The organism is Lacinutrix undariae, from assembly GCF_052934785.1.
Map to the genome: position 1 here is coordinate 106329 of NZ_CM128809.1, position 22879 is coordinate 129207.

At 30.7% G+C, this 22879-nt stretch carries 24 protein-coding genes; 17 read left to right on the forward strand and 7 right to left on the reverse strand.

The features are described 5' to 3' along the window. Positions 1-44: 44 nt before the first annotated feature. Positions 45-650: a trimeric intracellular cation channel family protein gene (locus ACU4C5_RS00495; RefSeq protein ID WP_446845089.1), complete on the reverse strand. Its 606-nt coding sequence runs from the start codon at positions 648-650 to the stop codon at positions 45-47. A gap of 44 nt (positions 651-694) precedes the next feature. Further along, positions 695-1411: an RDD family protein gene (locus tag ACU4C5_RS00500; protein ID WP_446845090.1), complete on the reverse strand. Its 717-nt coding sequence runs from the start codon at positions 1409-1411 to the stop codon at positions 695-697. Between the two features lie 36 nt (positions 1412-1447). Between ACU4C5_RS00500 and ACU4C5_RS00505 the strand changes: the two genes are divergently transcribed. Genes ACU4C5_RS00505 through ACU4C5_RS00530 form a run of 6 tightly spaced genes read left to right on the forward strand, consistent with a single transcriptional unit; the run spans position 1448 to position 7600 of the window. Continuing rightward, positions 1448-2425, forward strand: coding sequence for a stage II sporulation protein M (locus tag ACU4C5_RS00505; RefSeq protein ID WP_446845091.1), 978 nt, complete (start codon positions 1448-1450; stop codon positions 2423-2425). A gap of 9 nt (positions 2426-2434) precedes the next feature. Then, positions 2435-3316 carry a hypothetical protein gene (locus tag ACU4C5_RS00510; RefSeq protein ID WP_446845092.1) on the forward strand — a complete coding sequence of 294 codons (882 nt, stop codon included), beginning with the start codon at positions 2435-2437 and terminating at the stop codon, positions 3314-3316. 1 nt (position 3317) lies between these two features. After that, positions 3318-4052, forward strand: coding sequence for a DUF4129 domain-containing protein (locus ACU4C5_RS00515; protein ID WP_446845093.1), 735 nt, complete (start codon positions 3318-3320; stop codon positions 4050-4052). Continuing rightward, positions 4049-5275 (forward strand): DUF4350 domain-containing protein, encoded by a 1227-nt coding sequence (locus tag ACU4C5_RS00520; RefSeq protein ID WP_446845094.1) that lies wholly within the window; start codon positions 4049-4051, stop codon positions 5273-5275. The genes ACU4C5_RS00515 and ACU4C5_RS00520 overlap by 4 nt, the downstream gene beginning before the upstream one ends. Next, a complete protein-coding gene (locus tag ACU4C5_RS00525) occupies positions 5254-6240 on the forward strand; it encodes an AAA family ATPase (RefSeq protein ID WP_446845095.1) in 987 nt (328 codons plus the stop codon). The genes ACU4C5_RS00520 and ACU4C5_RS00525 overlap by 22 nt, the downstream gene beginning before the upstream one ends. Positions 6241-6268: 28 nt before the next feature. Then, complete coding sequence (locus ACU4C5_RS00530) at positions 6269-7600, forward strand: DUF58 domain-containing protein (protein ID WP_446845096.1); 1332 nt, start codon at positions 6269-6271, stop codon at positions 7598-7600. Positions 7601-7667: 67 nt separating this feature from the next. On the opposite strand, the gene ACU4C5_RS00535 is transcribed toward ACU4C5_RS00530, so the two are convergent. Continuing rightward, entirely contained in the window at positions 7668-8147 is a 480-nt protein-coding gene (locus ACU4C5_RS00535) for a Dps family protein (RefSeq protein ID WP_446845097.1), read from the reverse strand. Positions 8148-8252: 105 nt separating this feature from the next. Between ACU4C5_RS00535 and ACU4C5_RS00540 the strand changes: the two genes are divergently transcribed. From ACU4C5_RS00540 to ACU4C5_RS00565, 6 genes are all read left to right on the forward strand, one after another. Then, complete coding sequence (locus ACU4C5_RS00540) at positions 8253-9197, forward strand: LysR substrate-binding domain-containing protein (protein WP_446845098.1); 945 nt, start codon at positions 8253-8255, stop codon at positions 9195-9197. Between the two features lie 232 nt (positions 9198-9429). Beyond that, on the forward strand, positions 9430-9795 hold the full coding sequence (locus ACU4C5_RS00545) for a hypothetical protein (RefSeq protein WP_446845099.1): 366 nt from the start codon (positions 9430-9432) through the stop codon (positions 9793-9795). Between the two features lie 302 nt (positions 9796-10097). Beyond that, a complete protein-coding gene (locus ACU4C5_RS00550) occupies positions 10098-11021 on the forward strand; it encodes a hypothetical protein (protein WP_446845100.1) in 924 nt (307 codons plus the stop codon). A gap of 4 nt (positions 11022-11025) precedes the next feature. Then, a complete protein-coding gene (locus tag ACU4C5_RS00555) occupies positions 11026-13011 on the forward strand; it encodes a TonB-dependent receptor plug domain-containing protein (protein WP_446845101.1) in 1986 nt (661 codons plus the stop codon). Between the two features lie 26 nt (positions 13012-13037). Continuing rightward, the gene (locus tag ACU4C5_RS00560) at positions 13038-13844 is read left to right on the forward strand and encodes an MbnP family protein (protein ID WP_446845102.1); all 807 of its coding nucleotides are present in this window, start codon (positions 13038-13040) and stop codon (positions 13842-13844) included. Positions 13845-13912: 68 nt separating this feature from the next. Continuing rightward, positions 13913-14935 carry a cytochrome-c peroxidase gene (locus ACU4C5_RS00565; RefSeq protein WP_446845103.1) on the forward strand — a complete coding sequence of 341 codons (1023 nt, stop codon included), beginning with the start codon at positions 13913-13915 and terminating at the stop codon, positions 14933-14935. Between the two features lie 60 nt (positions 14936-14995). Here ACU4C5_RS00565 and ACU4C5_RS00570 read toward each other — a convergent pair whose 3' ends face one another. The 4 genes from ACU4C5_RS00570 to ACU4C5_RS00585 form a co-directional block, all read right to left on the reverse strand. Next, the gene (locus ACU4C5_RS00570) at positions 14996-15193 is read right to left on the reverse strand and encodes a hypothetical protein (protein WP_446845104.1); all 198 of its coding nucleotides are present in this window, start codon (positions 15191-15193) and stop codon (positions 14996-14998) included. Between the two features lie 152 nt (positions 15194-15345). Beyond that, on the reverse strand, positions 15346-16755 hold the full coding sequence (locus tag ACU4C5_RS00575) for a T9SS type A sorting domain-containing protein (protein WP_446845105.1): 1410 nt from the start codon (positions 16753-16755) through the stop codon (positions 15346-15348). 253 nt (positions 16756-17008) lie between these two features. Continuing rightward, positions 17009-17806: a TIGR00266 family protein gene (locus ACU4C5_RS00580; protein ID WP_446845106.1), complete on the reverse strand. Its 798-nt coding sequence runs from the start codon at positions 17804-17806 to the stop codon at positions 17009-17011. A gap of 64 nt (positions 17807-17870) precedes the next feature. Beyond that, entirely contained in the window at positions 17871-18326 is a 456-nt protein-coding gene (locus ACU4C5_RS00585) for a DUF4442 domain-containing protein (RefSeq protein ID WP_446846413.1), read from the reverse strand. Between the two features lie 155 nt (positions 18327-18481). Between ACU4C5_RS00585 and ACU4C5_RS00590 the strand changes: the two genes are divergently transcribed. From ACU4C5_RS00590 to ACU4C5_RS00610, 5 genes are all read left to right on the forward strand, one after another. Continuing rightward, the gene (locus ACU4C5_RS00590) at positions 18482-18928 is read left to right on the forward strand and encodes a DUF4870 domain-containing protein (protein WP_446845107.1); all 447 of its coding nucleotides are present in this window, start codon (positions 18482-18484) and stop codon (positions 18926-18928) included. A 53-nt stretch (positions 18929-18981) separates the two neighbouring features. Beyond that, entirely contained in the window at positions 18982-19326 is a 345-nt protein-coding gene (locus tag ACU4C5_RS00595) for a PadR family transcriptional regulator (RefSeq protein ID WP_446845108.1), read from the forward strand. Continuing rightward, positions 19319-21097 (forward strand): PspC domain-containing protein, encoded by a 1779-nt coding sequence (locus ACU4C5_RS00600; RefSeq protein WP_446845109.1) that lies wholly within the window; start codon positions 19319-19321, stop codon positions 21095-21097. The genes ACU4C5_RS00595 and ACU4C5_RS00600 overlap by 8 nt, the downstream gene beginning before the upstream one ends. A gap of 100 nt (positions 21098-21197) precedes the next feature. After that, entirely contained in the window at positions 21198-21926 is a 729-nt protein-coding gene (locus ACU4C5_RS00605) for a head GIN domain-containing protein (RefSeq protein WP_446845110.1), read from the forward strand. 108 nt (positions 21927-22034) lie between these two features. Continuing rightward, positions 22035-22865, forward strand: a complete 831-nt coding sequence (locus ACU4C5_RS00610; RefSeq protein ID WP_446845111.1) for a GIN domain-containing protein — start codon at positions 22035-22037, stop codon at positions 22863-22865. The last annotated feature ends 14 nt before the right edge of the window (positions 22866-22879 follow it).

Sequence of the window (22879 nt, forward strand, 5' to 3'; positions counted from 1 at the left end):
CTTTTAATAGATTTACAAAAAACCACGCTTATAGCGTGGTTTTTTTATGCTTTATACAAACTAGGTAAACTTATTTTAAACTTTACCGCAACCAATCTTATAATAATAACAACCATACCTGCAAACACAAAAACTAAATTATTATCAATAGGAAATTCTCGTAATATGAAATATACACCTCCTCCAGCAATACAAGCCGTAGCATAAACTTCTTCCCTAAAAACAACAGGAATTTCATTACATAAAATATCACGAAGTACACCACCAAAACAAGCGGTCATTGTTCCTAATGCGATACAAATTAAAGGATGCAAATCGGCATTTAACCCTTTTTCAATTCCCATAACCGTATAAAGCGCAATACCAATAGTATCAAATAAAAATAGGGAAGTGCGTAAATAATTTATTTTAGTTTTTAATATAACACCAAAAATAGTGGAACCTAAAATCACATATACAGAAGTCATGTTAGTCATCCAAGATACAGGAGTGGTTCCAATAAGTACATCACGTAATGTACCACCACCAACAGCAGTAACAAATGCTATTATAAACACGCCAAAAGGATCCATGCGTTTATTTAACGCAATTAAAACTCCAGAAATTGAAAAGGCAATAATTCCTAATATATCAACAATTTGAAAAAACATATCTGTATCATTTAATATTAAACTATAATCTATTACTCAAAAAACTACATGTTTTGTGTATAATAATTATAATCTTTAATTACAGTATCCACAAAATCATAAGGGGTTTGCGAGACTTCAACCTCCATAACAGTTACAATTTTATCATGTAATGAGACTATTATATTATGGTTTCCGTTACGTTTTGCATTTTCATATAAACTTTTAATGGTCTGCATATCTTTATCTTTAAACAAAGTCACGTTACTATACGTTGGTACATAATCATCCGGTAATGTTTTTAAAATAGTATCATTTACCGAAAAACGTTTTTTCTCACTCACCACAGTTGTTCCTGCGGCAATATCTCCTACACGTTGCCCTTTTCCGTTAATTAAAATGGTTAACACCGCAATTCCTCCACTACTTAATGAAATATCTAAAATACGTAAAATCCAACGTACAAAATAATTGGCAAATGTAGGTTTTGCACCATCTAATCTTACCACTCTAGTTTTTGCAACATATTTCCCTACGGTTTGCCCATTCCAAAATGTTTCTAACAAAACGTGATATAAAAAAGCGGGTAAAGACACTAATAAATAAAGTGCCCAAAAATCGCCCATTTCCATATCTAATGATATTAAAAGTAAGACCATTATTACAATATAAAATCCTACAACAAGACTATCTATTAAATATCCCAACAATCTATCGCCAATATTAGCTACATTTTGTTGAATTGCTACATTTTGAGCGGTTTCTATTTGAAATTCATCCATATTTTCTTTTCTTTGAAAGCAAATTAACTTTTTTATATGCGTGAAGCTGCTTTTGTGAAGCAAAATAAAGATAAATGGTTAAAATTTGAAAGCGTTCTTTCAAATAAAACAACTATTAATCCAGATGAACTCTCTAATCTCTACATAGAAATTACGGATCATCTCAGTTATGCCAAGACTTTTTACAGTAATAGCAATACTGAACGTTACTTAAATCAACTGGCTTCAGAAGCGCATCAAAAAATTTATAAAACCAAAAAAGAGTCTAAAAACAGAATATTTACGTTTTTTAAGACCGAATTCCCCACCATGTTTTATCAACATCTGCGTGAATTGCTTATCGCCTTCTTAGTTTTTGCTCTTTTTGCAATAGTTGGTGCCTATTCGGCTGCTCACGATGGTGATTTTGTACGTTCTATTTTGGGTGATGGCTATGTAAACATGACTTTAGAAAACATACAAAATAACGACCCCATGGCTGTTTATAAACAAATGGGAGAGTTTAATATGTTTTTAGGAATTACGATAAATAATATCAAAGTTGCCCTTATGGCTTTTGCTTATGGGATTTTACTAGGTATTGGCTCACTATATATTATGTTGCAAAACGGAATTATGCTAGGGAGTTTTCAGTATTTTTTCTACGAACAAGGTTTACTTTGGGAGTCGGCAAGAACCATTTGGATTCATGGTACTTTTGAAATTGCAGTTATTATAATTGCTGGAGCTTCTGGGTTGGTACTTGGTAATGGTATTTTATTCACCGGAACTTACACAAGGTTAGAGTCTTTTAAACGTGGTGTAAAAAACGGACTCAAAATATTAATAAGTACAATTCCATTTTTTATAATAGCGGGTTTTCTTGAAGGCTTTGTAACCAGACATACTGAAATGCCCAATTGGTTAGCTTTATTAATTATTGGGGTTTCATTATTTATTATCGTTTTTTATTACGTCATTTACCCTATTCAATTACACAAAAAACAAATTCAATCACAACAAATTCAATCATAAAATAATCACATGAAAAAGTATATTCAATTTAAAAAACAACGCGAATTAGGAGATATCATCACCGATACTTTTGCATTTTTAAGACAAGAATTTAAGCCCTTTTTATCTACTATTTTTAAAGTTTCGGGAATTTATTTAATACTTTTCCTACTTTCAATGGCTTTCTACTTATATACCGTAGGTGATATTTTTGATTTTACAAATACCTACTCAGCAGATTATGCAGATGACATTGATTTTGTGGGAATGATTTCCGCAGTATTAGCGGTGGCTGTTTTTGGGATTCTATCCTATGTATCTGCCGAAGCAACAGCACTTCATTATATAAAATTATATATTAAAAATAATGGTGAAGTAAATCAAGATGAAGTAAAAACAAACGTCAACAAATCATTAATGCCTTTTATTGGATTAGGACTTTTAAAATGGGTTACAATTTTTGTAGCTGCAATGTTTTGTCTTTTACCAATGTTTTATGTAATTGTACCAATGGCAGTAGCTTTTAGTATTTATACTTTTGAAGAACGCAGTGCAACAGACTCTTTTAGTTATAGTTTTTCTTTTATTCGAGATGATTACTGGATTACTTTAGCCACTATTATTGTAATGGGAATTATTGTTACCGTTGCAGGATATGCTTTTGGACTTCCTGCAGGAATTTACAGCATGGTAAAAATGGGGATTTTCTCTGGTGAAATGGATCCAGCAAATATGAATACGTTTACAGATCCTGTTTATGTAGTTTTAAACCTTATCAACTATTTATTTAATTTTATTCTGAATTTAATTTCTATAGTTGCAGGAGCCTTTATTTACTTCAACATTAACGAACGCAGAAACTTTACAGGAACATTAGAGCAAATTGACGAATTAGGACGTTCAAACCACTAAAATGCACGCTATAAAAGTCTTTTTAATACTCGTTTTATTATCTTCATTGTCGTTTGCACAACAAGATTCGCTTACCGTAAAGTATGACGATACACCGCTGCATGTACAACAAATTACCGAAGACGATTTAGAGAGTTATAAAAACGATGAAGCTTTTAATTATAATGAAGACGTTGCTGATAACACCATTATTGATAACATTAAAAGATGGTTAAGAAACGTAATTCAAAGAGTCCTTGAAGCCCTTTTTGGTGTAGGAAATGTTGGCGGAATTTTATATTTTATTTTCAATATTGTCCCCTATATTATCTTAGCCATATTATTGTTTTTTCTAGTAAAATTCTTTTTAAAAGTCAACTCTAGATCTATCATTTCTGGAAAACAAAAATCGGCAACCGTAAAATTTACAGAAGACGAACACATTATTAAAAACGAAGATATAAACGCTTTAATTTTAGAGGCGATAGCACAACAAAATTTCCGTTTAGCCATTAGATATTATTACTTATTATCGTTAAAATCATTAACCGATAAAGAATTAATTCTGTGGCAACAACAAAAAACAAACACCGATTATATTTCTGAAATTGAAACCGCCACTTTAAAAACCGACTTTAAAGCCATCACAAAAATTTACGATTATGTATGGTATGGCGAATTTGAAATTGATGAAATAAAATTTGAAAGCTTAAAAACAGCCTTTCACAAACTAGATAAAACCATCTTAAAATCTTGAGCAAACGCGGCAAACTATATATCGCCCTAGTTATCATTGCAGTTATTAGTATTGTGGTTTTAGAAAACTCTAAACCTCAAGAAATTAACTGGTTTCCATCATACGTAAAAAAACATAAAATTCCGTTTGGTACGTTTGTATTTTACGAACAATTAGAACGCCTGTTTGGTAAAGACAATGTTATTGATGTTGAGCGACCGCCGTATGAGTTTTTAAATGATAATGACATTAACGGAACTTATCTTTTTGTAAATAACCAAGTGAGTTTTGGTGCCGAAGAATTTGATATACTTTTAGAATGGACCGCTAAAGGAAACACGCTATTTGTAGCCTCTTCAGGTTTTGAATCTAATGTTTTAGACACCTTAAATCTTGAAACATCTACCGTAAATAGTTTTGATAACTATGATGGTGATTATATTTTTAAGCTGAAAAACAAAAATTTAGATACGACTATTGTTAGCTATGAAAAAGCAGATTTTCTTACTTATTTTGATAAAATAGATACTTTAAAAACTTCAATTATTAGTGTTTCTGATAATAAAGAATATCCGTTAGGTATTGAAACTGCACATGCCAATGCTATACGTCAACCCTTTGGAGAAGGACAAATTATATTAAGTAATTTTCCGCAGGCATTTACTAATTACTTTATTTTAGAGTCACAAAACAAAAATTACACGGCCGGATTATTATCTTATATTGATGATAGTCAACCTATTTATTTTGACAATTATTACAAAGCCGGAAAGCCATTTTTCACCTCACCTTTATTTATTCTACTGAATAATAAAACGCTTAAATGGGCCTATTATATGATGCTTATTGGAGTGTTTTTCTATGTTATTTTTGAAGGAAAACGAAAACAACGCGCTATTCCAATAGTAGAACCTCTAAAAAATAAAACTATTGATTTTACCCGAACCATCGCTAATATGTATTACGAAAAAGGGAAACATCACGATATTGCACAACATAAAATTCAGCATTTGTTAGAGTTTATTCGTACACAATTGTACCTCAACACAAATACTATTGATACCGAATTTATAAAAAATCTGGCAGCACGAAGTAATAATTCGGTTGAAGACACCCAAACATTATTTAATGTAATTACGAGTTGTAGTGAAGACAGAAAACTTAAAACTGTAGAGCTAGAACGACTTAATCGCTTAATTGAAACATTTAAATCCAATACCAAATGGAAAACCAAGACCAAGTAGATTTTAACAGCCGCATCCCATTAGAGGATTTGCAAAATGCTGTAATTGCTATAAAAGAAGAACTTCGCAAAGTAATTGTAGGACAAGATAATTTTGTTGAACTTTTAATTGTTGCCCTTTTAGCAGACGGACATGTACTTATTGAAGGTGTTCCTGGAATTGCAAAAACGGTAACCGCAAAACTGTTTGCTAAAGTGTTAAAAACAGATTTTAGTAGAATTCAGTTTACGCCAGATTTAATGCCAAGTGATGTTTTAGGAACGTCTATTTTAAATATGAAATCTTCGGAATTTGAATTTAAAAAAGGACCAATTTTTTCAAACATTGTTTTAATTGACGAAATTAACAGAGCCCCAGCAAAAACACAAGCCGCTTTGTTTGAAACTATGGAAGAACGTCAGGCAACCGTAGACGGTACTACTTATAAATTTGAAACGCCTTTTATGGTATTGGCAACTCAAAATCCTATTGAGCAAGAAGGAACTTACGCCTTACCAGAAGCACAATTAGACCGTTTTATCTTCAAAATAAAAGTAGATTACCCAACTTTAGAAGAAGAAATACAAATTATAGAAACCCATCACCAACGTAAAGGTAAAAATCCAGATACGTTAATTAACACCGTTTTAGACGCTACAAAATTAGCCGAATACAAAGCTAAAACACAAGAGGTTTTAGTTGAAGAAAAAATTATAAAATACATTGCGCAGTTGGTTGCCAAAACAAGAAATCATCCGCATTTATATTTAGGAGGATCACCACGTGCATCAATTTCTATTTTAAATACTGCAAAAGCATTTGCTGCAATTAACGCACGTGATTTTGTAACACCAGAGGATGTAAAAAAAGCAGTAAGTCCTGTTTTAAATCACCGTATTATTTTAACTCCAGAACGCGAAATGGAAGGAATGACTACCGAGCAAGTGATTGAAATGATTGTTCAATCTGTTGAAATTCCTCGTTAAAATTTAACCACACTCGTTAAAACTGTTTATGAAATTTATAAAATCATTATATCTCCACGCTGGGTTTTACGTCTATATGGCCATCATATCGTTGTGCTTTTTAGCGGCGTATTGGCTACCCATTTTGTTTGCCATAGCTTGGATATTAGTGATCGTACTTGGTGTGTTATTTTTTGTAGATCTCTTATTATTATATCGTTTTAAAACCGCTATTACCGCAAGACGTTTATTACCCGATAAATTTTCTAATAGTGATGAAAATCCGGTACCAATAACCATAACTAATGCGTATCCGTTTTCGGTGATTTTAGATGTGGTTGATGAATTACCTATACAATTTCAAAAGCGTGATTTTTCTTATAAAACAACTTTAAATTCTACACAAACACACGATTTTAGTTATAATGTACGTCCGGTAGAACGTGGGGAATATAAGTTTGGGAATTTAAATATCTACGCGTCTTCAAGCTTAAAAATTGTAAAACGTAAATACCAATTTCAGAACGAACAAATGGTGGCAGTTTATCCATCGTTTATTCAAATGCAGAAATACGATTTTCTTGCAATAAGCAACAATTTAACGCAATTTGGATTAAAAAAGATTCGAAAAATCGGAAATACTCAAGAATTTGAACAGATAAAAGATTATGTAAATGGTGATGATTTTAGAACCGTAAACTGGAAAGCAACAGCAAAACGTGGTCAGTTAATGGTGAATCAGTATCAGGATGAAAAATCACAACCCGTATTTTCAATTATTGATACAGGTCGTGTTATGAAAATGCCTTTTAACGGATTAAAACTATTAGATTACGCTATAAATTCTACCTTAGCTTTTAGTAATGTTGCTTTAAAAAAACATGATAAAGTAGGAATGCTTACGTTTTCAAAATCTATAGAAAACGTATTACCGCCTGTTCATAAACTCACGTATTTAAATCGTATTTTAGAAACACTTTATAACGTTACCACACAATTTACAGATAGTGATTACGGCTTATTATATGCGCAAATTAAACGTAAAGTTACACATAGAAGTTTACTCCTACTCTATACAAATTTTGAACATATTAGTGCTTTAAAACGTCAGTTACCTTATTTACAAGCCATTTCTAAAAAGCATATGTTGGTGGTTATTTTGTTTGAAAACACCGAATTGGATGATTTAATAAATACAGATGCTCAAGATGTGCAAACTATTTATCATAAAACGATTGCCGAAAAATTTAGCTACGAAAAACGTTTAATGGTTAAAGAACTTCAAAAACACGGCATACAAAGTATTTTAACAGCTCCAGAAGAGTTAACCGTAAATACAATTAATAAATACTTAGAAATTAAATCGCGCGGATTACTGTAAAATTAATCACAAAAAAAAGACCATCCTCTTGAGATAGTCTTTTTGTAAAATATAAATGATTTAGCAATTAGATAGTTTCATCTAACCAAGCTTTCATCATCCAGATTGTTTTTTCTTGTTCAGTAATAAAATCACTCATCATTGAGTTTGTTCCTTCATCATTAGCTTCACCTGCAGCTTCTAATATCTGACGCTCTAATTTTAATAATTCAGTTAAAGAATCAACAATTAAACGTACAGATTTTTCATCTTGAGAAATATTTTTTCCAACTGGCACTGTTGCCGTTTTGGTATAATCTTCAAACGTATGTAAAGGTGTTGCACCTAAAGTTAAAATACGTTCAGCAATTTCATCAACTTTCACATTTGCATCTGTATAAAGTTCTTCAAACTTCACGTGTAAATCAAAAAATCGTTTCCCTTTAATATTCCAGTGAATACCTCTTAAATTTTGGTAGTAAATCTGAAAATTAGCTAATAAACTGTTTAAATTTCCTGCTATTTCTTGTGTCTGTTTAGTATCTAAACCAATGCTATTGAATGTCATAATTTTATGTTGTTTATTGTTATTACAAATTTAAGGGATAAATTACACTCTACAATATAGTTTTTATTGATACTTTTTATATTTTTATAGTTTAAATGAATAACTATGACAATTACCCAACTTCATTATGTTTTAGCGATTGCTGAATATAAAAATTTTACAAAAGCTGCCGAAAAATGTTTTGTGACTCAACCCACGTTGAGTACGCAAATTCAAAAGTTAGAAGACGAGCTTGATATTTTAATTTTTGATCGTAGTAAGAAACCTATTGAATTGACAGATGTTGGGCAAAAAATTGTAGATCAAGCAAAAAATATAGTTAATGAATCTGACCGAATCCAAGATATTGTAGACCAACAGAAAGGATTTATTGGAGGAGAATTTAAGATTGGAATTATTCCAACGGTGATGCCTACCTTATTACCAATGTTTTTAAAAGCATTTATTAAAAAGCATCCAAAAGTAAAACTTAAGATAGAAGAATTAACTACCGAAGAAATCATTTCTCGTATAAGTGACGGTCATTTAGATGCCGCTATTGCTGCAACTCCGTTAGAAAACAGCACTATTAAAGAACGTGTTTTATACTACGAACCTTTTGTAGGTTACATTCCAAAAACTCACCGGTTAAGTAAGAAAACTAAAATTGAAGTGACCGATTTAGAAATTGATGACATGTTACTTCTTGAAGACGGACATTGTTTTAGGGATGGTGTGATTAACCTTTGTAAAACGTTTAAAAATCAATCTGATGATAGTTTTCAAATTGAAAGCGGCAGTATTGAAACGCTTATAAAATTATCAAATGAAGGTTTAGGAATGACACTTTTACCCTACCTACACACCTTAGACTTGAATGATAACCTAAAACCAAACTTGCATCATTTTGTGGAGCCTTCTCCTGCAAGAGAAGTAAGTATTATTTATCATAAAAGTGAATTAAAAATGCAAATTATTAATGCGTTGCACGATGTTATTTCAGGAATTATTAGAGGTGCTATTGCGTTTCAAAATGTTGAAATAATAAGTCCGATTGCTAAAAAACAATAGTAAACGCAGTTTTTATAACATATAAAAAAATGGCGACCTTAAACACTATGAGTTTGAGATCGCCGATTTTTTTAATATTCTTTCTGGAGTTTTTCTATTAAATTGAATAGTTAAGATATAAACTAAATTGTGCTTTAGCGTCTACTTTACCTGCAAATTAACTTACTTCTTCTTTTACAAAAAATAAAGTTATTCATCCATTTATTTAAAAAATAAATGGATATTTGCAATATTGAAAACAGCAGCACTCATATTATCTCTATTTTTATTCATTAAACCCATAATTCCTTTATTTGAATATGCGGCTTTTTATGATTATATTAAAAATGAACTCTGTGAGAATAAAGATCTTCCTGAGCTAAAATGTAATGGAAAATGTCATCTTAAAAAAGAGTTAGCTAAAGCCTCAAACTCTGAAAAAAGTAACGACAAAAATCAATCTAAGACAGTAGAGCTTTCTTTTGTTTATTTTCAAAATACAACTATAGATTACCAATTGTTTTTTCAAAAAAAACAAGCTGTAAAAATAAATCGTTTGAATAATACGATCTACAAATTTCACTATTCAAATTTTATTTTCCACCCACCTATTGTTTAATGTCTTCATAAAACAAGAAACGCTATAATTACATAAACTTAGCTAAATAATACTAGTTAATTTAAGGCTACTTTGTACACTTATAATTAGAAATAATCATAAGTAATATCTCTATGTATTTACAGTAATATACCTAAGCTATAAACTTATTATAGTGGGTAAGTTTCTTAATTATTTTTCAGCGGTAACGCATACATTATGTGTGTTTAATATTAAGCTATACTTTATTTTTTTAATAGTATTAGCTAAGTATTAGTACTGCTATATTTTAAAACAGTTTATTAATAAACCGTCAATAAATAATGAAACATTTACATTTTATTGTAATTGCAATTTCTGTTGTAATTACCTCTTGTACGATAGATAAAACAGATTACAACTCAGAAATAAGCACTGAAATCACAGAGTATTTTGAGTTTGAAGAAGTGACATCTATAAGTAACGGATATTATGAAATTACTATTGAAGCATTAAATGGGGAGTTTTTTAAAGGTTATAACGAGATTCATCTAAAAGTTAGAAATACACAAACTAATGAAAATTTAGAAAATTTAGAGGTTACCTTTTTACCTATAATGACAGACGCCAATGGTAATAAAACATCATGTCCACATGAGTTTAATTTAAATTATGATACTACAAACGAGTATTATTTAGGGTATTCTGTATTTACCAACGAAAGCGATTCAACAGTAAGTTGGGAATTATATGTTAGTGTTACAGATAATAATGAAACACTTTCTGTTAATACCCCTATAACTATTGAAGAACAAACCAACATGAACCTCAACATGACTGCTTTTACAGGTAACAACGATGAGCAATATTTTATAGCTCTAGTTGCACCTCAAAGCCCTAGTGTTGCTCAAAATGATTTGGTTGCTGGAATTTATACATACAATCAACCTACAAATTCGGCAGGAGTTTTTCCTGATCCGTCACAGTTTTCATATTCAATAGTAGAAAATCACACATTATTATTAGATCCAAGAATGCCAGAACCTTCTATGGGAAACCATTCGTCACCCAACAATCAAGATTTAACACAAGGAACTGATCGCCTTTATCACGGTGTAGTAAATTATACCATGACAGGAAATTGGACCTTAAATTTAATCTTTCAGGATGAAAATGGACAAACTATAAAAGGAACAGAAGTTTCAACTGAAATTACGCCTGGAATAGAAGGTGCTAAAGGTGAACTTTTTATTGACACTTTATTTTAAATAAATGAAAAGCATACTAATAATCATCCTTTTATTAGGAACATTTGCAAACGCTCAAGTTGTACAAACCCAAAAAGACACTTTGGATATACAATTAGAGGAAGTTGTAATTATAGCCGCTAAGAAAAAGAAAATAGAGACCGACATGAAAATGGCCGTTTCTGTAGATGAGTTTTTAGCGTCTTCAGATAATATCAGTTTTATTAAACGTGGTGCCTATGCGTGGGAACCTTTACTCAATAATATGAGTACAGAACGTTCTGTAATTACCATAGATGGTATGCATATTTTTGGCGCTTGTACAGATAAAATGGATCCTGTTACATCTTATGTTGAAAGTAATAACCTTTCGGAAATTGATATTCAATCTGGCCAATCAGGAAGCCTACATGGCGCAACTATAGCTGGAAGTATTGATTTAAAAAGGAAAAATACAGCATTTGGACTTAGTAAAAAATGGAATGGAGCCTATCAAACAGGGGTTGAGTTTAATAACAATCAATTTTTCAATCTTGGAAACCTATCGTATTCGGGAGAAAAATTGGTAGCTGAAGGAAGTGTTTCATATAGAAAAGCAGAAAATTATTTTGATGGTAATACCAATGAAGTAAATCACTCGCAATACAATAAATTCAACACTTCGTTAGGATTAGCATACAAAATTGGTGATTTATCATCGCTAAGAGTTGATGCTATTTTTGACAAAGCTCAAGATGTTGGTTTTCCTGCACTCCCTATGGATCTATCACTTTCTAGAGCACTTATCACATCGGTAGCGTATAAAAAGTTTTTTGAAAAAGGTATCGTTAAAGTTTGGGACGCCAAATTGTATTATAATGCGGTAGAGCATTATATGGATGATACTACAAGACCAGAAAACTTAGTACATATGGATATGCCTGGTTGGAGTACTACTTACGGATTAGTTTCTAAAGTGAATTTGAAGAAAGACAATTTTGCTTCAGAAGTACAGCTAAACGCCTACGATAATTTATCTATTGCTGAAATGCGTATGTATCCACAAGACCGAAGCGAGCGCACCATGTTTGCTTACAGTTGGCCTTGGGTAACTACTCGTTATGCTGGACTTTCAACACATAATGCTTGGGATGTATCTAATAAAAGTCAAATTACTTTTGGAGGTACATTAGGAGTTAATTACAACTTCTCTAAGTATGTTGAGTTTAATTGGATTTTTCATCCAGGAGCACCTCAAGAAAAAACACGATTTTTACCAAGTTTAAATTTAGGCTACAATCTTAATTTAGGTAATTATAATTTTTCTATTGGTGGTGGTTATGGACACAGAGCACCTTCAGTTTCTGAGGGATATGGCTACTATATATATAACAGTTTTGACCGTTATGATTATATAGGAAACCCTAACTTGAAAAATGAGATTTCTCATGAAATTAACGCTAGTGCTGGTTTTAAAACTAACAAAGCAAGTATTCAAGCTAAAGTAAATTACTTCTATATTAAAAACTATATTATTGGAAGAATTTTAAGCTTAGGCAGCCCAATGAACTATCAATCTATTGGTGTAAAAGGCTATACCTCTTTAGATCAGGCTACATTATTTAACTTTTCATTAAACGCTAAATATAATATTTTACAAAATTTGCATTGGAAAGGAACACTTACTTATGCAAAAGGGCTAGATGATAATTTAAATAACCTACCCTTTATACGTCCGCTAAGTTACCAAACGTCATTGCACTTTTCATATAAAAAATTTAGCTTTTTAACATCTCTTAATGGAGATTTAAAACAAAATAATTACAGTCCAGAATATGGAGAAGATGAAACACCTTCTTATCAAAACTGGAATTTATCTGCAGATTATACCTTTTATATTAAAAATAAAAAAACAGTATTTCAGGTAGGTGCCGAAAACATATTCAATGAATATTATAGTACCTATGCAGATTGGGGAAATATCCCAAGAATGGGACGTAACGTTTTTACGTCTTTAAAAATAAATTTATAAACAATACCAATAAACATTAATATAAAATGAAAAATTTTAAAAAATATATTTTATTACCAGTAGTCGCATTAGCAATCGTATCATGCAGTAGTGATGACATCCCCGTAGCAAACAATGTAACGTTAAAGTTTAACAACACTTTTGGAGACAATACTATTGTTTTAGGAGACGCTACATCTGCAGTTGCAACAGAAAACACTTCAACTGTAGGACAAACACACCATTTTGAGGAATTAAAATATGTGATTAGCAATATTCGTCTTATTAAAGAAAATGGAGACGAGATTGTTTATAATGTAAACGATTTAGATAATGGAGCAACAGTTGTTAATCAAGCTGAAATATCAACATTACAATATGTATTGAATGACATTCCAACTGCTGATTACACACAAATAAAATTTGGATTAGGAATAAAAACTGACTTAAATACTTTAGATCAAGAAAGCTTTCCTAATTTTTATGCTGCAGCAGGAGAAAATGATACTGAAATGCATTGGGAATGGGGAACAGGATACCGTTTTACAAAAATTGAAGGTTTTTATGGTGCTGCTAACGACGTATTATCTATTCACACAGGAAGTACTGACGATGGAGACCAAGGTGTAGATGCTTACAGAGAAGTTACATTAGATTTAACTACAAGTGCTAAAGTTGGAAATAGTGCTCCAGTAATTACAATTAAAGCAGATTTTGATGCTTTATTAAGTGGAACATCAGACATTACCCTAGGTGATGGAAATGCAACACCAAGCGTACATACTTCTATCAATATGATAATATTTGTTGAAAACCTTAAAGAAATGTTCTCTATTGAAAATGTAGAAAACTAAAACATAACCTAAAAGCTAGTTTTAACTAAAATAAAACTAGCTTTTTTTATAGCCTAATAAACAATTAAATGAAAAATTTAATAAGGAGTTTTTTAATTTTACTAACACTTTCATCTTGTAATACAGACGATGTTGAATATGTTCCTTATAACAACCCTGAAATAGCATTAAATATTCCGGTTAACTTCCCTAATTTAAATACTTTTTTTTACGATAATTTACCTACACAATATGGTGTTGAATTGGGTAAAAAACTTTTTTTTGATAAACAATTAAGTACAAATAACACTATTTCGTGCTCAAGTTGTCATATACAAGCAAATGCTTTTGCTGATAATAATGCGAGAGCAATTGGTATTGAAGGTCGCATTGGATTTAGAAATACACCTCCTATTCAAAATTTAGCTTTTATGCAATTTTATAATTGGGATGGTAATAAAACCCAACTAGAAAGTCAACCACTAGTTCCTATTATTACACATGTAGAAATGGATTCATCTATTTTAGAAGTTATTAGTAAAATTGAACAAGATGAAGATTACATAGATTTATTTTATAATGCTTTTGGAGATTATGATATAACGGGTAATAGAATTTACAACAGTATCGCACAGTACGAATACACTTTAATTTCTGTTAATAGTAAATATGATCGTGTAAAACGAAATGAAGGCGATACTTTTAGCACTGAAGAAGCTTTAGGATATCAAGTTTTTCAAGATAAATGTATTAGTTGTCATAGTACCGAGTTATTTACCGATCAAAGTTTTAGAAACATTGGTTTTCCTTTAAACCCAGATACAGATGAAGCTGGTCGTGCTAGAGTTACAGGTGAAAATGACGATTATATGAAATTTCGTGTACCATCATTACGAAATATTGATTATACAGCACCTTATGGTAGTTTTGGTCAATTTGCGACTCTAAAAAATCTCTTAGATTATTTAGATGATGGCGTTATAGAAGCTGATAATTTAGATCCTATTTTAAAAGATAATAACAATAGAATTTCACTTACAGAACAAGAAAAACTTAATCTTATTTCATTTATGAAAACATTAAGTGATAACCAATTTGTAAGCAATAATTAATTTAATCTTCTTAATTATAACTAAAAAAAGCAACCTTATAATAAGGTTGCTTTTTTTTATTTATGTTTTTAAATAAATCATACATTGATTTAAATCGGGGTTCTGTAATACAAGAGATTGAATGTAAATTCTAAGTTCATCAACCTCATAAGGCAATAATCTGCTTACTGCTTTTTGTACTTCTTTACAGAACAATACGGAATCAAAACTCACTTTATTAAGTATAGTTTTGGTGTACTCAAACATTGCTCTAGCCATGTGTTTTTAATTTAAGTGTTATAAAAGTAGATTTAATTTATAGGCTAAATATTTTTTTTGTTCCTTATAAAAATACTGAAAATTTTGCTTGTTCATCTATTTTAAACAAAACTTTAACAAAAATTAAGACTAAAAACGCAAACTTTATCCCACTATTTTTTAACAAGTACTTTATGAACTGTACTTTGATTTCCTGATTGAATTTGAAGAAAATAAGTCCCCTCAGCTAATTGAGACACATCAATTTGATTGTTACTATCTATTGTAATAGCGATATGTTTTCCACTTACTTCAATCATGTTTACACCATCAATAGGTTGTGTTGTATTGATTGTGATTTTTGAAGCTACTGGGTTTGGATAAACACTAATTGAAGTAATAGTTTGAAGGCTATCTAAACCTAAAGTTTCTAAATTATTTTCATAAACATTAGTTTTTGCAGACATCGCACTATTTAATCCTGTAACAACTGCATCTAAATCACCATCATTATCAAAATCATCCCACGACACTGAGCTAATATAACTACCTTGAAATATTTGTGTAACTTCTGTTTCTTCAGTAAATGCACCATTATTATTTTTGTACATTATAGCAAATACATTGTTATCAACATCTGTTCCTGTTATAAATACATCTAAATCATTATCGTTATCATAGTCCACAAGATTTGATGTTCCAAAGTATAAATCTTTAAAAACAGCATTTTCAGCTTGTGGTGTAAAATTCCCATTAGAATCATTTAAATACATTGCAGAAAATGGTTTATATCCTGTATTAAAACCTGTAATCAATACATCTAAATCACCATCGTTATCTACATCACCAGTAGCAGCTCCAGAAAAATAAACACCTTCAATCTCGGTAGTACTTGCTGTAAAAACTGCTGCCCCATCATTGATATATAGTTTACTTTCTGGTGCGTAACTATTACTAAATCCCGTAATTAATACATCTTCAAATGTATCTCCGTTTGCATCAAAAATAGTTATTGATCCATAAGAAGTTCCAAAAAATGGTGCTGTAGTTTCAATAAATTCTCCTAAAGTATTTTGTAAATACAATGTAGTAGCATATTCATAATCAACAACACCTGAAATAATTAAATCTTGAAGACCATCATTGTTTAAATCTGCTGCTTTAACCCTTCCGGTAGTTCCTCCAGGAATTATTAAAGTGCTTTCTGTAAAAGTTCCATCTGTATTATTAACATACAAATTGGTTTTACTTGAGTCATCTTCTCCGTTTCCTACAACAATTAAATCCATATAACCATCTGAATTATAATCAAATTGAGCCACTGTTGAAGTTCCAAAAGCCTCAAAATCATTTTCCGATAAAACTAAGGCTTCATTTTCCCAAACATACAATTCTGTAAAATTATTGTAGTCTTCATCATATCCTGTAACAAACAGCTCTTTCGGGCCATCGTTATCAATATCAATCCAGAGAGCTTCTCCGTATAAAATTCCGTCAACACTATTTTCTGCAAACTGATTAAATTGTTGCGAATAGGCTAATGTTGACACTAATAGTGCTAATAAAAAGTATTTTTTGCGCATTGGTTTTGCTTTTAAAATTAATGCCGCAAATATACTTATTTAGACTAAATAAGAATAAGGAATTTAAAAATTTAGCATAAAAAAAGAGCTGCTAATAGAACAACTCTTTGTAAATGAAAATTTTATATCGTTAAAAAAAAATATAAATTATATAATTATGTATCTGAAAAAGAAAACAGAATAAATCATAAAAACCTGATAGTATGCTCCTTAAAGCATATACTACTAAAACTTAAAAATAATTGATTAGTTATTAAAACCTATTATCACCGTCAAGTAAATCACCAATACCTCCTAAAATACTTCCTTCGCCTTTAGAATTCCCTCCTCTTGGTAATGCCGATAAAATGCGTCCTGCTAATCTACTAAATGGTAATGATTGTATGTAAACTATTCCTGGACCTTGAAGTTTTGCAAAAAACAAACCTTCTCCTCCAAATACTGTATTTTTTATACCACCTACATACTCAATATCATAATCTATATCTTGTGTAAACCCAACAATACAACCGGTATCAACACGTAAGGTTTCTCCTGCTTGCAACACTTTTCTTGCCATTGTTCCTCCTGCATGTACAAAAGCCATTCCGTCACCTTCTAGTTTTTGCATAATAAAACCTTCCCCTCCAAAAAGACCACGTCCTAATTTTTTTGAAAACTCAATACCTACACTAACGCCTTTTGCGGCACATAAAAAAGCATCTTTTTGACAGATAAATTTTCCGCGGTATTCGGTTAAATCAATAGGTACAATTTTTCCAGGATATGGTGCTGCAAAACTCACATTACGTTTTCCTGATAAGTTATTATAAAAAGCGGTCATAAATAAACTTTCACCTGTAAGAATACGTTTTCCTGCGCCTAAAATAGAACCTAAAAACCCTTTGTTTTTTTCAGAGCCATCTCCAAAAATAGTTTCCATTTGTATACCGTCGTCCATCATCATAAAACTCCCAGATTCGGCTATTACACCTTCTTGCGGATCAAGTTCTATCTCTACATATTGCATTTCTTCTCCGTAAATTTTGTAGTCTATTTCATGTGATGTCATAAGTATTCAGTTTTAATTGATTTTTTTATAGGTTGTAAAAAACTTGATTTTGTTACAGTCCATTTTAACTTTTTACTTTAATGCTCCATTCAAAATTAAAAGTAGAAACAATAATACCTTCTTTATTTTTTCCTACAGAAGTCATCCAGAATGTTTGCCCCTCACCTGTTGCAATTGCTTTATCTAAAGCGGTATTAATAAGATCACCATCTGTACATGTAAACGTGATTTTTCCTGTCGCTTTTTTGGTAAAGTTACTTTTATTATTAGCCACAAGCATAGAAATATTTTTATCTGTTTCTCTAATTTTTCCTATTAATAATGCGCCCGTTGTTAATTCGGCAGCCATTCCTTGAACTGCCCAAAACATAGATTTAAATGGATTTTGACTTATCCAACGATGAGTTACTGTTGCTGTACATATTGTATCTGTTAGCGTTTTTACTCTAATTCCTGTTAAGTAAACCGATGGTAACTTAAAGATATTGAATAGGTTAATTTTTTGAGGTGTTAATTTCATGTGCTTTTTATATTTCATTAAAAATATCGAAAATAATTGAACTCACAAATGTTAATCTTTTGTTAATATTTAGTACTTTGCATTACATAATACCTTTTAAAAGATATATATTTGCATAAGAAACTATTATACGTTTTATTATCACTCAAAAAATCATGGAAAATTCTCATCAAAAAAACATTGCAACTTTTATTCATCTATCTACTTTTAGTCGGTTTATTTTTCCATTAGGAAATATTATTGCACCAATTATATTATGGATTGTTAATAAAAATAAATCTCAATTTATAGATGCGCACGGTAAACAGGCTATCAATTTTCAGATGAGCATTTTTATATATGCAATTATCTTAGGAACGGTAAGTGTGCCATTTTTTGTCTTCAATATTTTTAGTGATTTCAACTTTTTAGACTTCAATGTATTTGAGAGTATTCATATAAATATATCAAAACCATCTCCCCTACTTTATATCACAGGATTTTTAAGTATTGTAGGAATCTTAGGTTTTATATTAGAAATAGTTTTCATAATAAAAGCAAGTTTAACAGCTAGAGAAGGCAAATTATACAATTACCCATTAACAATCAATTTCATCAAATAATCATCAAAAATCAATCAAAAAATGAACAGTATCACATTAAATGTCAGTAAAACATGAAGATCGAAAACACCAAAGCACAAATGCGTAAAGGCGTTTTAGAATACTGCATACTATCGGTCTTAAAAGATGAAGACGCTTATGTTGCAGAAATTTTGAGCACCCTAAAAGACGCAAAAATGCTTGTTGTAGAAGGAACTATTTATCCGCTATTAACAAGACTTAAAAATGCAGGGTTGCTAAGCTACCGCTGGGAAGAATCTACTTCTGGACCACCACGTAAATATTACGGGTTAACAGAGACCGGAAAATTATTTTTAAACGAATTAAATGGCACTTGGAGCGAATTACAAAATGCCGTTAACCTAGTAACCAGCCAAAAAAACAAAACCAATGAATAAAACAGTCAACATAAATTTAGCCGGTATTTTTTATCATATTGATGAAGATGCATACCTAAAATTACAACGCTATCTTGAGGCTATAAAACGTTCATTTACCGACTCGCAAGGACGTGCAGAAATTATTGCTGATATTGAAGCGCGAATTGCCGAAATTTTCTCAGAACGTATTACTCACGACAAACAAGTAATTAGCACCAAAGAGGTGGATGATGTGATAAACATTATGGGGCAACCTGAAGATTACCTTGTAGATGACGACATTTTTGAAGACGAACCAACGCCACAACCAGAACGCAAAAATCCGAACTCAAAAAAATTATTTAGAGACACCTCAAACTCATATATTGCTGGAGTTTGCGCAGGTTTAGGTCATTATTTAGGGATAGATGCTATTTGGATGCGCTTACTTTTAGTGCTATTAACCTTTGCTTCTGGCGGTACATTTATTGTTATTTATATTTTATTTTGGATTTTAGTTCCTGAAGCCAAAACAACTGCCGAAAAGCTAACCATGACAGGCGAACCTGTAAATATTAGCAACATCGAAAAAAAAATTAAAGATGGCTTTGGTAATGTGTCTCAAACCGTATCGGATACCGTAAAAGATATCGATTTACAAAAACAAGGTAATCGCATAAAATCGAGTTCTCAATCTTTTTTTGATACCATTGCAAGCATTATAATGTTTATCTTAAAAATGTTTGCAAAATTTGTAGGGCTTATTCTTGTAGTTACTGGAGCAGCTTCAATTTTCGGACTTTTTATAAGTTTAGTTTCCTTTGGAAGTTCAACATTTTTTAGCCCGTGGTGGATGGATTATCCAGATGCTTTAAACACAACAGGATTACCATTGTGGTTGGGATCGTTATTTGTGTTTTTTACTTTCGGAATTCCGTTTTTCTTCATCCTATATCTAGGTTTAAAAATATTAATTAACAACTTAAAATCTATTGGACGTATTGCAAAATTTACACTTTTAGGATTATGGTTAATTTCCCTTATCGGAATTATTACAATCTCTGTAAAACAAGCTACAGATTATGCTTTAGAATCTTCGGTATTAGACAGAAAAGAGATTGTTATGATTACCAACGATACTTTAAATATAAAAATGGTACAAAGTTCTCTTGAAAAAAATAGAGGAAACATGTACGATACTAGTGGTTTTGAAATCATGTATAATGATGCCGATGAAAAAGTGATATTTAGTAAAAATGTTACATTAACTATACGCTCAACAAAAGATTCAATCGCTTTTATTGAAATTTTTAAAACTTCAAAAGGTAAAAATTATATAGAAGCTAAAGCGCGTGCTAACAATACTAATTATACCTATACATTAAAAAACAATACGCTTTTATTAAGTAACTTTTTATTGACAGATTACGAAAATAAATACAGAGATCAATCGGTTGAAGTGTTTGTATATCTCCCAGAAAATACTGTAATTAACTTACATGAAAATACAAGTAGTTATTTAAACTACTATAGAGATAGTCAAAATATTAGTACAAGATCTAACGCTAATCATAGTTTAAAAGTAAAAGAAGATGCTTTAGAATGCTTAGACTGTGAAAGTGATGATTTTAAAGTAAAAGTGAATGTTAATAATGAGACATCTGGAGTTAAAATTGACGAAAATGGTATCAAAATAAAAAACGATAACGTTGATATAGAAATTAATGCCGATGGTATAAAAGCACATCAAGAAGAGGTGAAAGTTAACATCAATGAAAACGGTATTAATATTAGTACCGATAATAATTAACAACTCATCATACACAATCAACAATTGGGTATTTTAAATGTCTCATCAACCTAATTTTAAAATACCTTTCAACTATTAATCAATCAAAAAACGAACGCTTATGACTACGCTAACCAAAATTATAATTACAACTTTATTTACCTTATTAGTATGTTCTTGTAATGTAAATATTTCAACAAAAAGTGTACAAGGTAACGGCAATGTTACCACAGAAACTAGACCTATTGATAACAGTTTTACCGTTATAAAAGTAAGTAAAGGTATTGAGGTTTATATTACTCAAAATAACGATACGCCTAGTATTACTGTTGAAGCCGATGAAAATTTACACGAAATTATTATCACCGCTGTTGAAGATAATGTACTACGTATTTATGCTGAAGACAACATTAGCAGTTCGCAATCTAAAAAAGTGATGCTTAACTTTAATGACCTTAGTAAAATTACCACAACAAGCGGAAGTTACCTTAACACAACTAATAATATATTGGTAACAGATTTAGAGTTAAAATCTACTAGCGGAAGTAAAATGACAATAGATGTTACAGCACAAACTATAGTTTGTAAATCTACCAGCGGAAGTAATTTACAATTATTAGGAACCACAAAAAACCTTAACGCGCAAGCTACAAGTGGAAGTATATTAGCTGCCGAAGATTTAAAAAGTGAAATTACGCAGATAAAAGCAACATCTGGATCTAGTGCAAATGTAAATGTGTCAAGTAAAATTACCGCCAAAGCAACAAGTGGCGCAAGTATAACTTACCAAGGAAATCCAGAACATGTGGAAGTCTCAAATAATGTTTCGGGAAGCATAAAGAAGATATAATAGTCTTTTTACACATCAATAAGCTGTATTTTAAACCATTTCAGACCTATTCTTAGAGTTTGGGATGGTTTTTGTATTATCTTTGTTTTACAATAACATATATATACAATGACTAAAATACTTTTCACATTTCTAATAGCTATAAGTTTTGTAGCGACGTCTTTTTCACAAGATCTAGAAAAAATTAAAGGAGATAGAAACGTAACTGTAAAACAAACGTATTTAGATCCTTTTAATAAAATTGTGGTAGGTGATGAATTTTCTATCCAACTTATTTACAATACAAAATCGTCTGTTGAAATTGAAACTGATGAAAACCTACATGAGGTTATAAAATTTAGTATTACAGATAGTACTTTAGTATTTAGCGCTACACACCGTATTACGTCTAGTAAAAAACTAAATATCATTGTAAATTATAGTGATCCGTTACAGCTTATTGAAGTTAATGAAGATGCAGAAATAAGATCATTAACATCTTTAGAGTTAACAAACATCACTTTAAAAACATCAGGTTCTGCAAAAGCATACTTAAATATAAATGCTAATAACTTTGAATATATTAGTAGTGGAAAATCTAAAACAAAATTAAATCTTACTACTAAAACTGCTAAAGTAACACTTAGTGATAACTGTAAATTAGAAGCTTTAATTAATGCTAAAACTGCAACTATAGATTTATACCAACGTACTATTGCAAATATTGAAGGAGATGTTATTGATGCCACACTTCGTATAGATAACAATGCCGATTTTAATGGGAAAAATTTTACAGCACAAACAGGAACGCTTATTAGTGAATTAGAAAGTGATGCCTATGTAAACTTTTCTAAAAGCATTAATATTGAGGCTGCAGGAAATAGCGAAGTGTACTTATATGGTGAACCGCAAATTACTATTAATAAGTTTGCAGATGCTGCAAAGCTTCAAAAGAAATAAAGAAATACATTTAA

Excerpts from the sequence above, each read along its gene's own strand:
- ACU4C5_RS00500 (WP_446845090.1), bottom strand. The coding sequence starts at position 1,411 with ATGGATGAATTTCAAATAGAAACCGCTCAAAATGTAGCAATTCAACAA.
- ACU4C5_RS00550 (WP_446845100.1), top strand. The coding sequence starts at position 10,098 with ATGAAACATTTACATTTTATTGTAATTGCAATTTCTGTTGTAATTACC.
- ACU4C5_RS00515 (WP_446845093.1), top strand. The coding sequence starts at position 3,318 with ATGCACGCTATAAAAGTCTTTTTAATACTCGTTTTATTATCTTCATTG.
- ACU4C5_RS00565 (WP_446845103.1), top strand. The coding sequence starts at position 13,913 with ATGAAAAATTTAATAAGGAGTTTTTTAATTTTACTAACACTTTCATCT.
- ACU4C5_RS00590 (WP_446845107.1), top strand. The coding sequence starts at position 18,482 with ATGGAAAATTCTCATCAAAAAAACATTGCAACTTTTATTCATCTATCT.
- ACU4C5_RS00495 (WP_446845089.1), bottom strand. The coding sequence starts at position 650 with ATGTTTTTTCAAATTGTTGATATATTAGGAATTATTGCCTTTTCAATT.
- ACU4C5_RS00580 (WP_446845106.1), bottom strand. The coding sequence starts at position 17,806 with ATGACATCACATGAAATAGACTACAAAATTTACGGAGAAGAAATGCAA.
- ACU4C5_RS00595 (WP_446845108.1), top strand. The coding sequence starts at position 18,982 with ATGAAGATCGAAAACACCAAAGCACAAATGCGTAAAGGCGTTTTAGAA.
- ACU4C5_RS00585 (WP_446846413.1), bottom strand. The coding sequence starts at position 18,326 with ATGAAATTAACACCTCAAAAAATTAACCTATTCAATATCTTTAAGTTA.
- ACU4C5_RS00525 (WP_446845095.1), top strand. The coding sequence starts at position 5,254 with ATGGAAAACCAAGACCAAGTAGATTTTAACAGCCGCATCCCATTAGAG.
- ACU4C5_RS00610 (WP_446845111.1), top strand. The coding sequence starts at position 22,035 with ATGACTAAAATACTTTTCACATTTCTAATAGCTATAAGTTTTGTAGCG.
- ACU4C5_RS00575 (WP_446845105.1), bottom strand. The coding sequence starts at position 16,755 with ATGCGCAAAAAATACTTTTTATTAGCACTATTAGTGTCAACATTAGCC.
- ACU4C5_RS00510 (WP_446845092.1), top strand. The coding sequence starts at position 2,435 with ATGAAAAAGTATATTCAATTTAAAAAACAACGCGAATTAGGAGATATC.
- ACU4C5_RS00560 (WP_446845102.1), top strand. The coding sequence starts at position 13,038 with ATGAAAAATTTTAAAAAATATATTTTATTACCAGTAGTCGCATTAGCA.
- ACU4C5_RS00540 (WP_446845098.1), top strand. The coding sequence starts at position 8,253 with ATGACAATTACCCAACTTCATTATGTTTTAGCGATTGCTGAATATAAA.
- ACU4C5_RS00555 (WP_446845101.1), top strand. The coding sequence starts at position 11,026 with ATGAAAAGCATACTAATAATCATCCTTTTATTAGGAACATTTGCAAAC.
- ACU4C5_RS00570 (WP_446845104.1), bottom strand. The coding sequence starts at position 15,193 with ATGGCTAGAGCAATGTTTGAGTACACCAAAACTATACTTAATAAAGTG.
- ACU4C5_RS00530 (WP_446845096.1), top strand. The coding sequence starts at position 6,269 with ATGAAATTTATAAAATCATTATATCTCCACGCTGGGTTTTACGTCTAT.
- ACU4C5_RS00505 (WP_446845091.1), top strand. The coding sequence starts at position 1,448 with ATGCGTGAAGCTGCTTTTGTGAAGCAAAATAAAGATAAATGGTTAAAA.
- ACU4C5_RS00600 (WP_446845109.1), top strand. The coding sequence starts at position 19,319 with ATGAATAAAACAGTCAACATAAATTTAGCCGGTATTTTTTATCATATT.
- ACU4C5_RS00535 (WP_446845097.1), bottom strand. The coding sequence starts at position 8,147 with ATGACATTCAATAGCATTGGTTTAGATACTAAACAGACACAAGAAATA.
- ACU4C5_RS00605 (WP_446845110.1), top strand. The coding sequence starts at position 21,198 with ATGACTACGCTAACCAAAATTATAATTACAACTTTATTTACCTTATTA.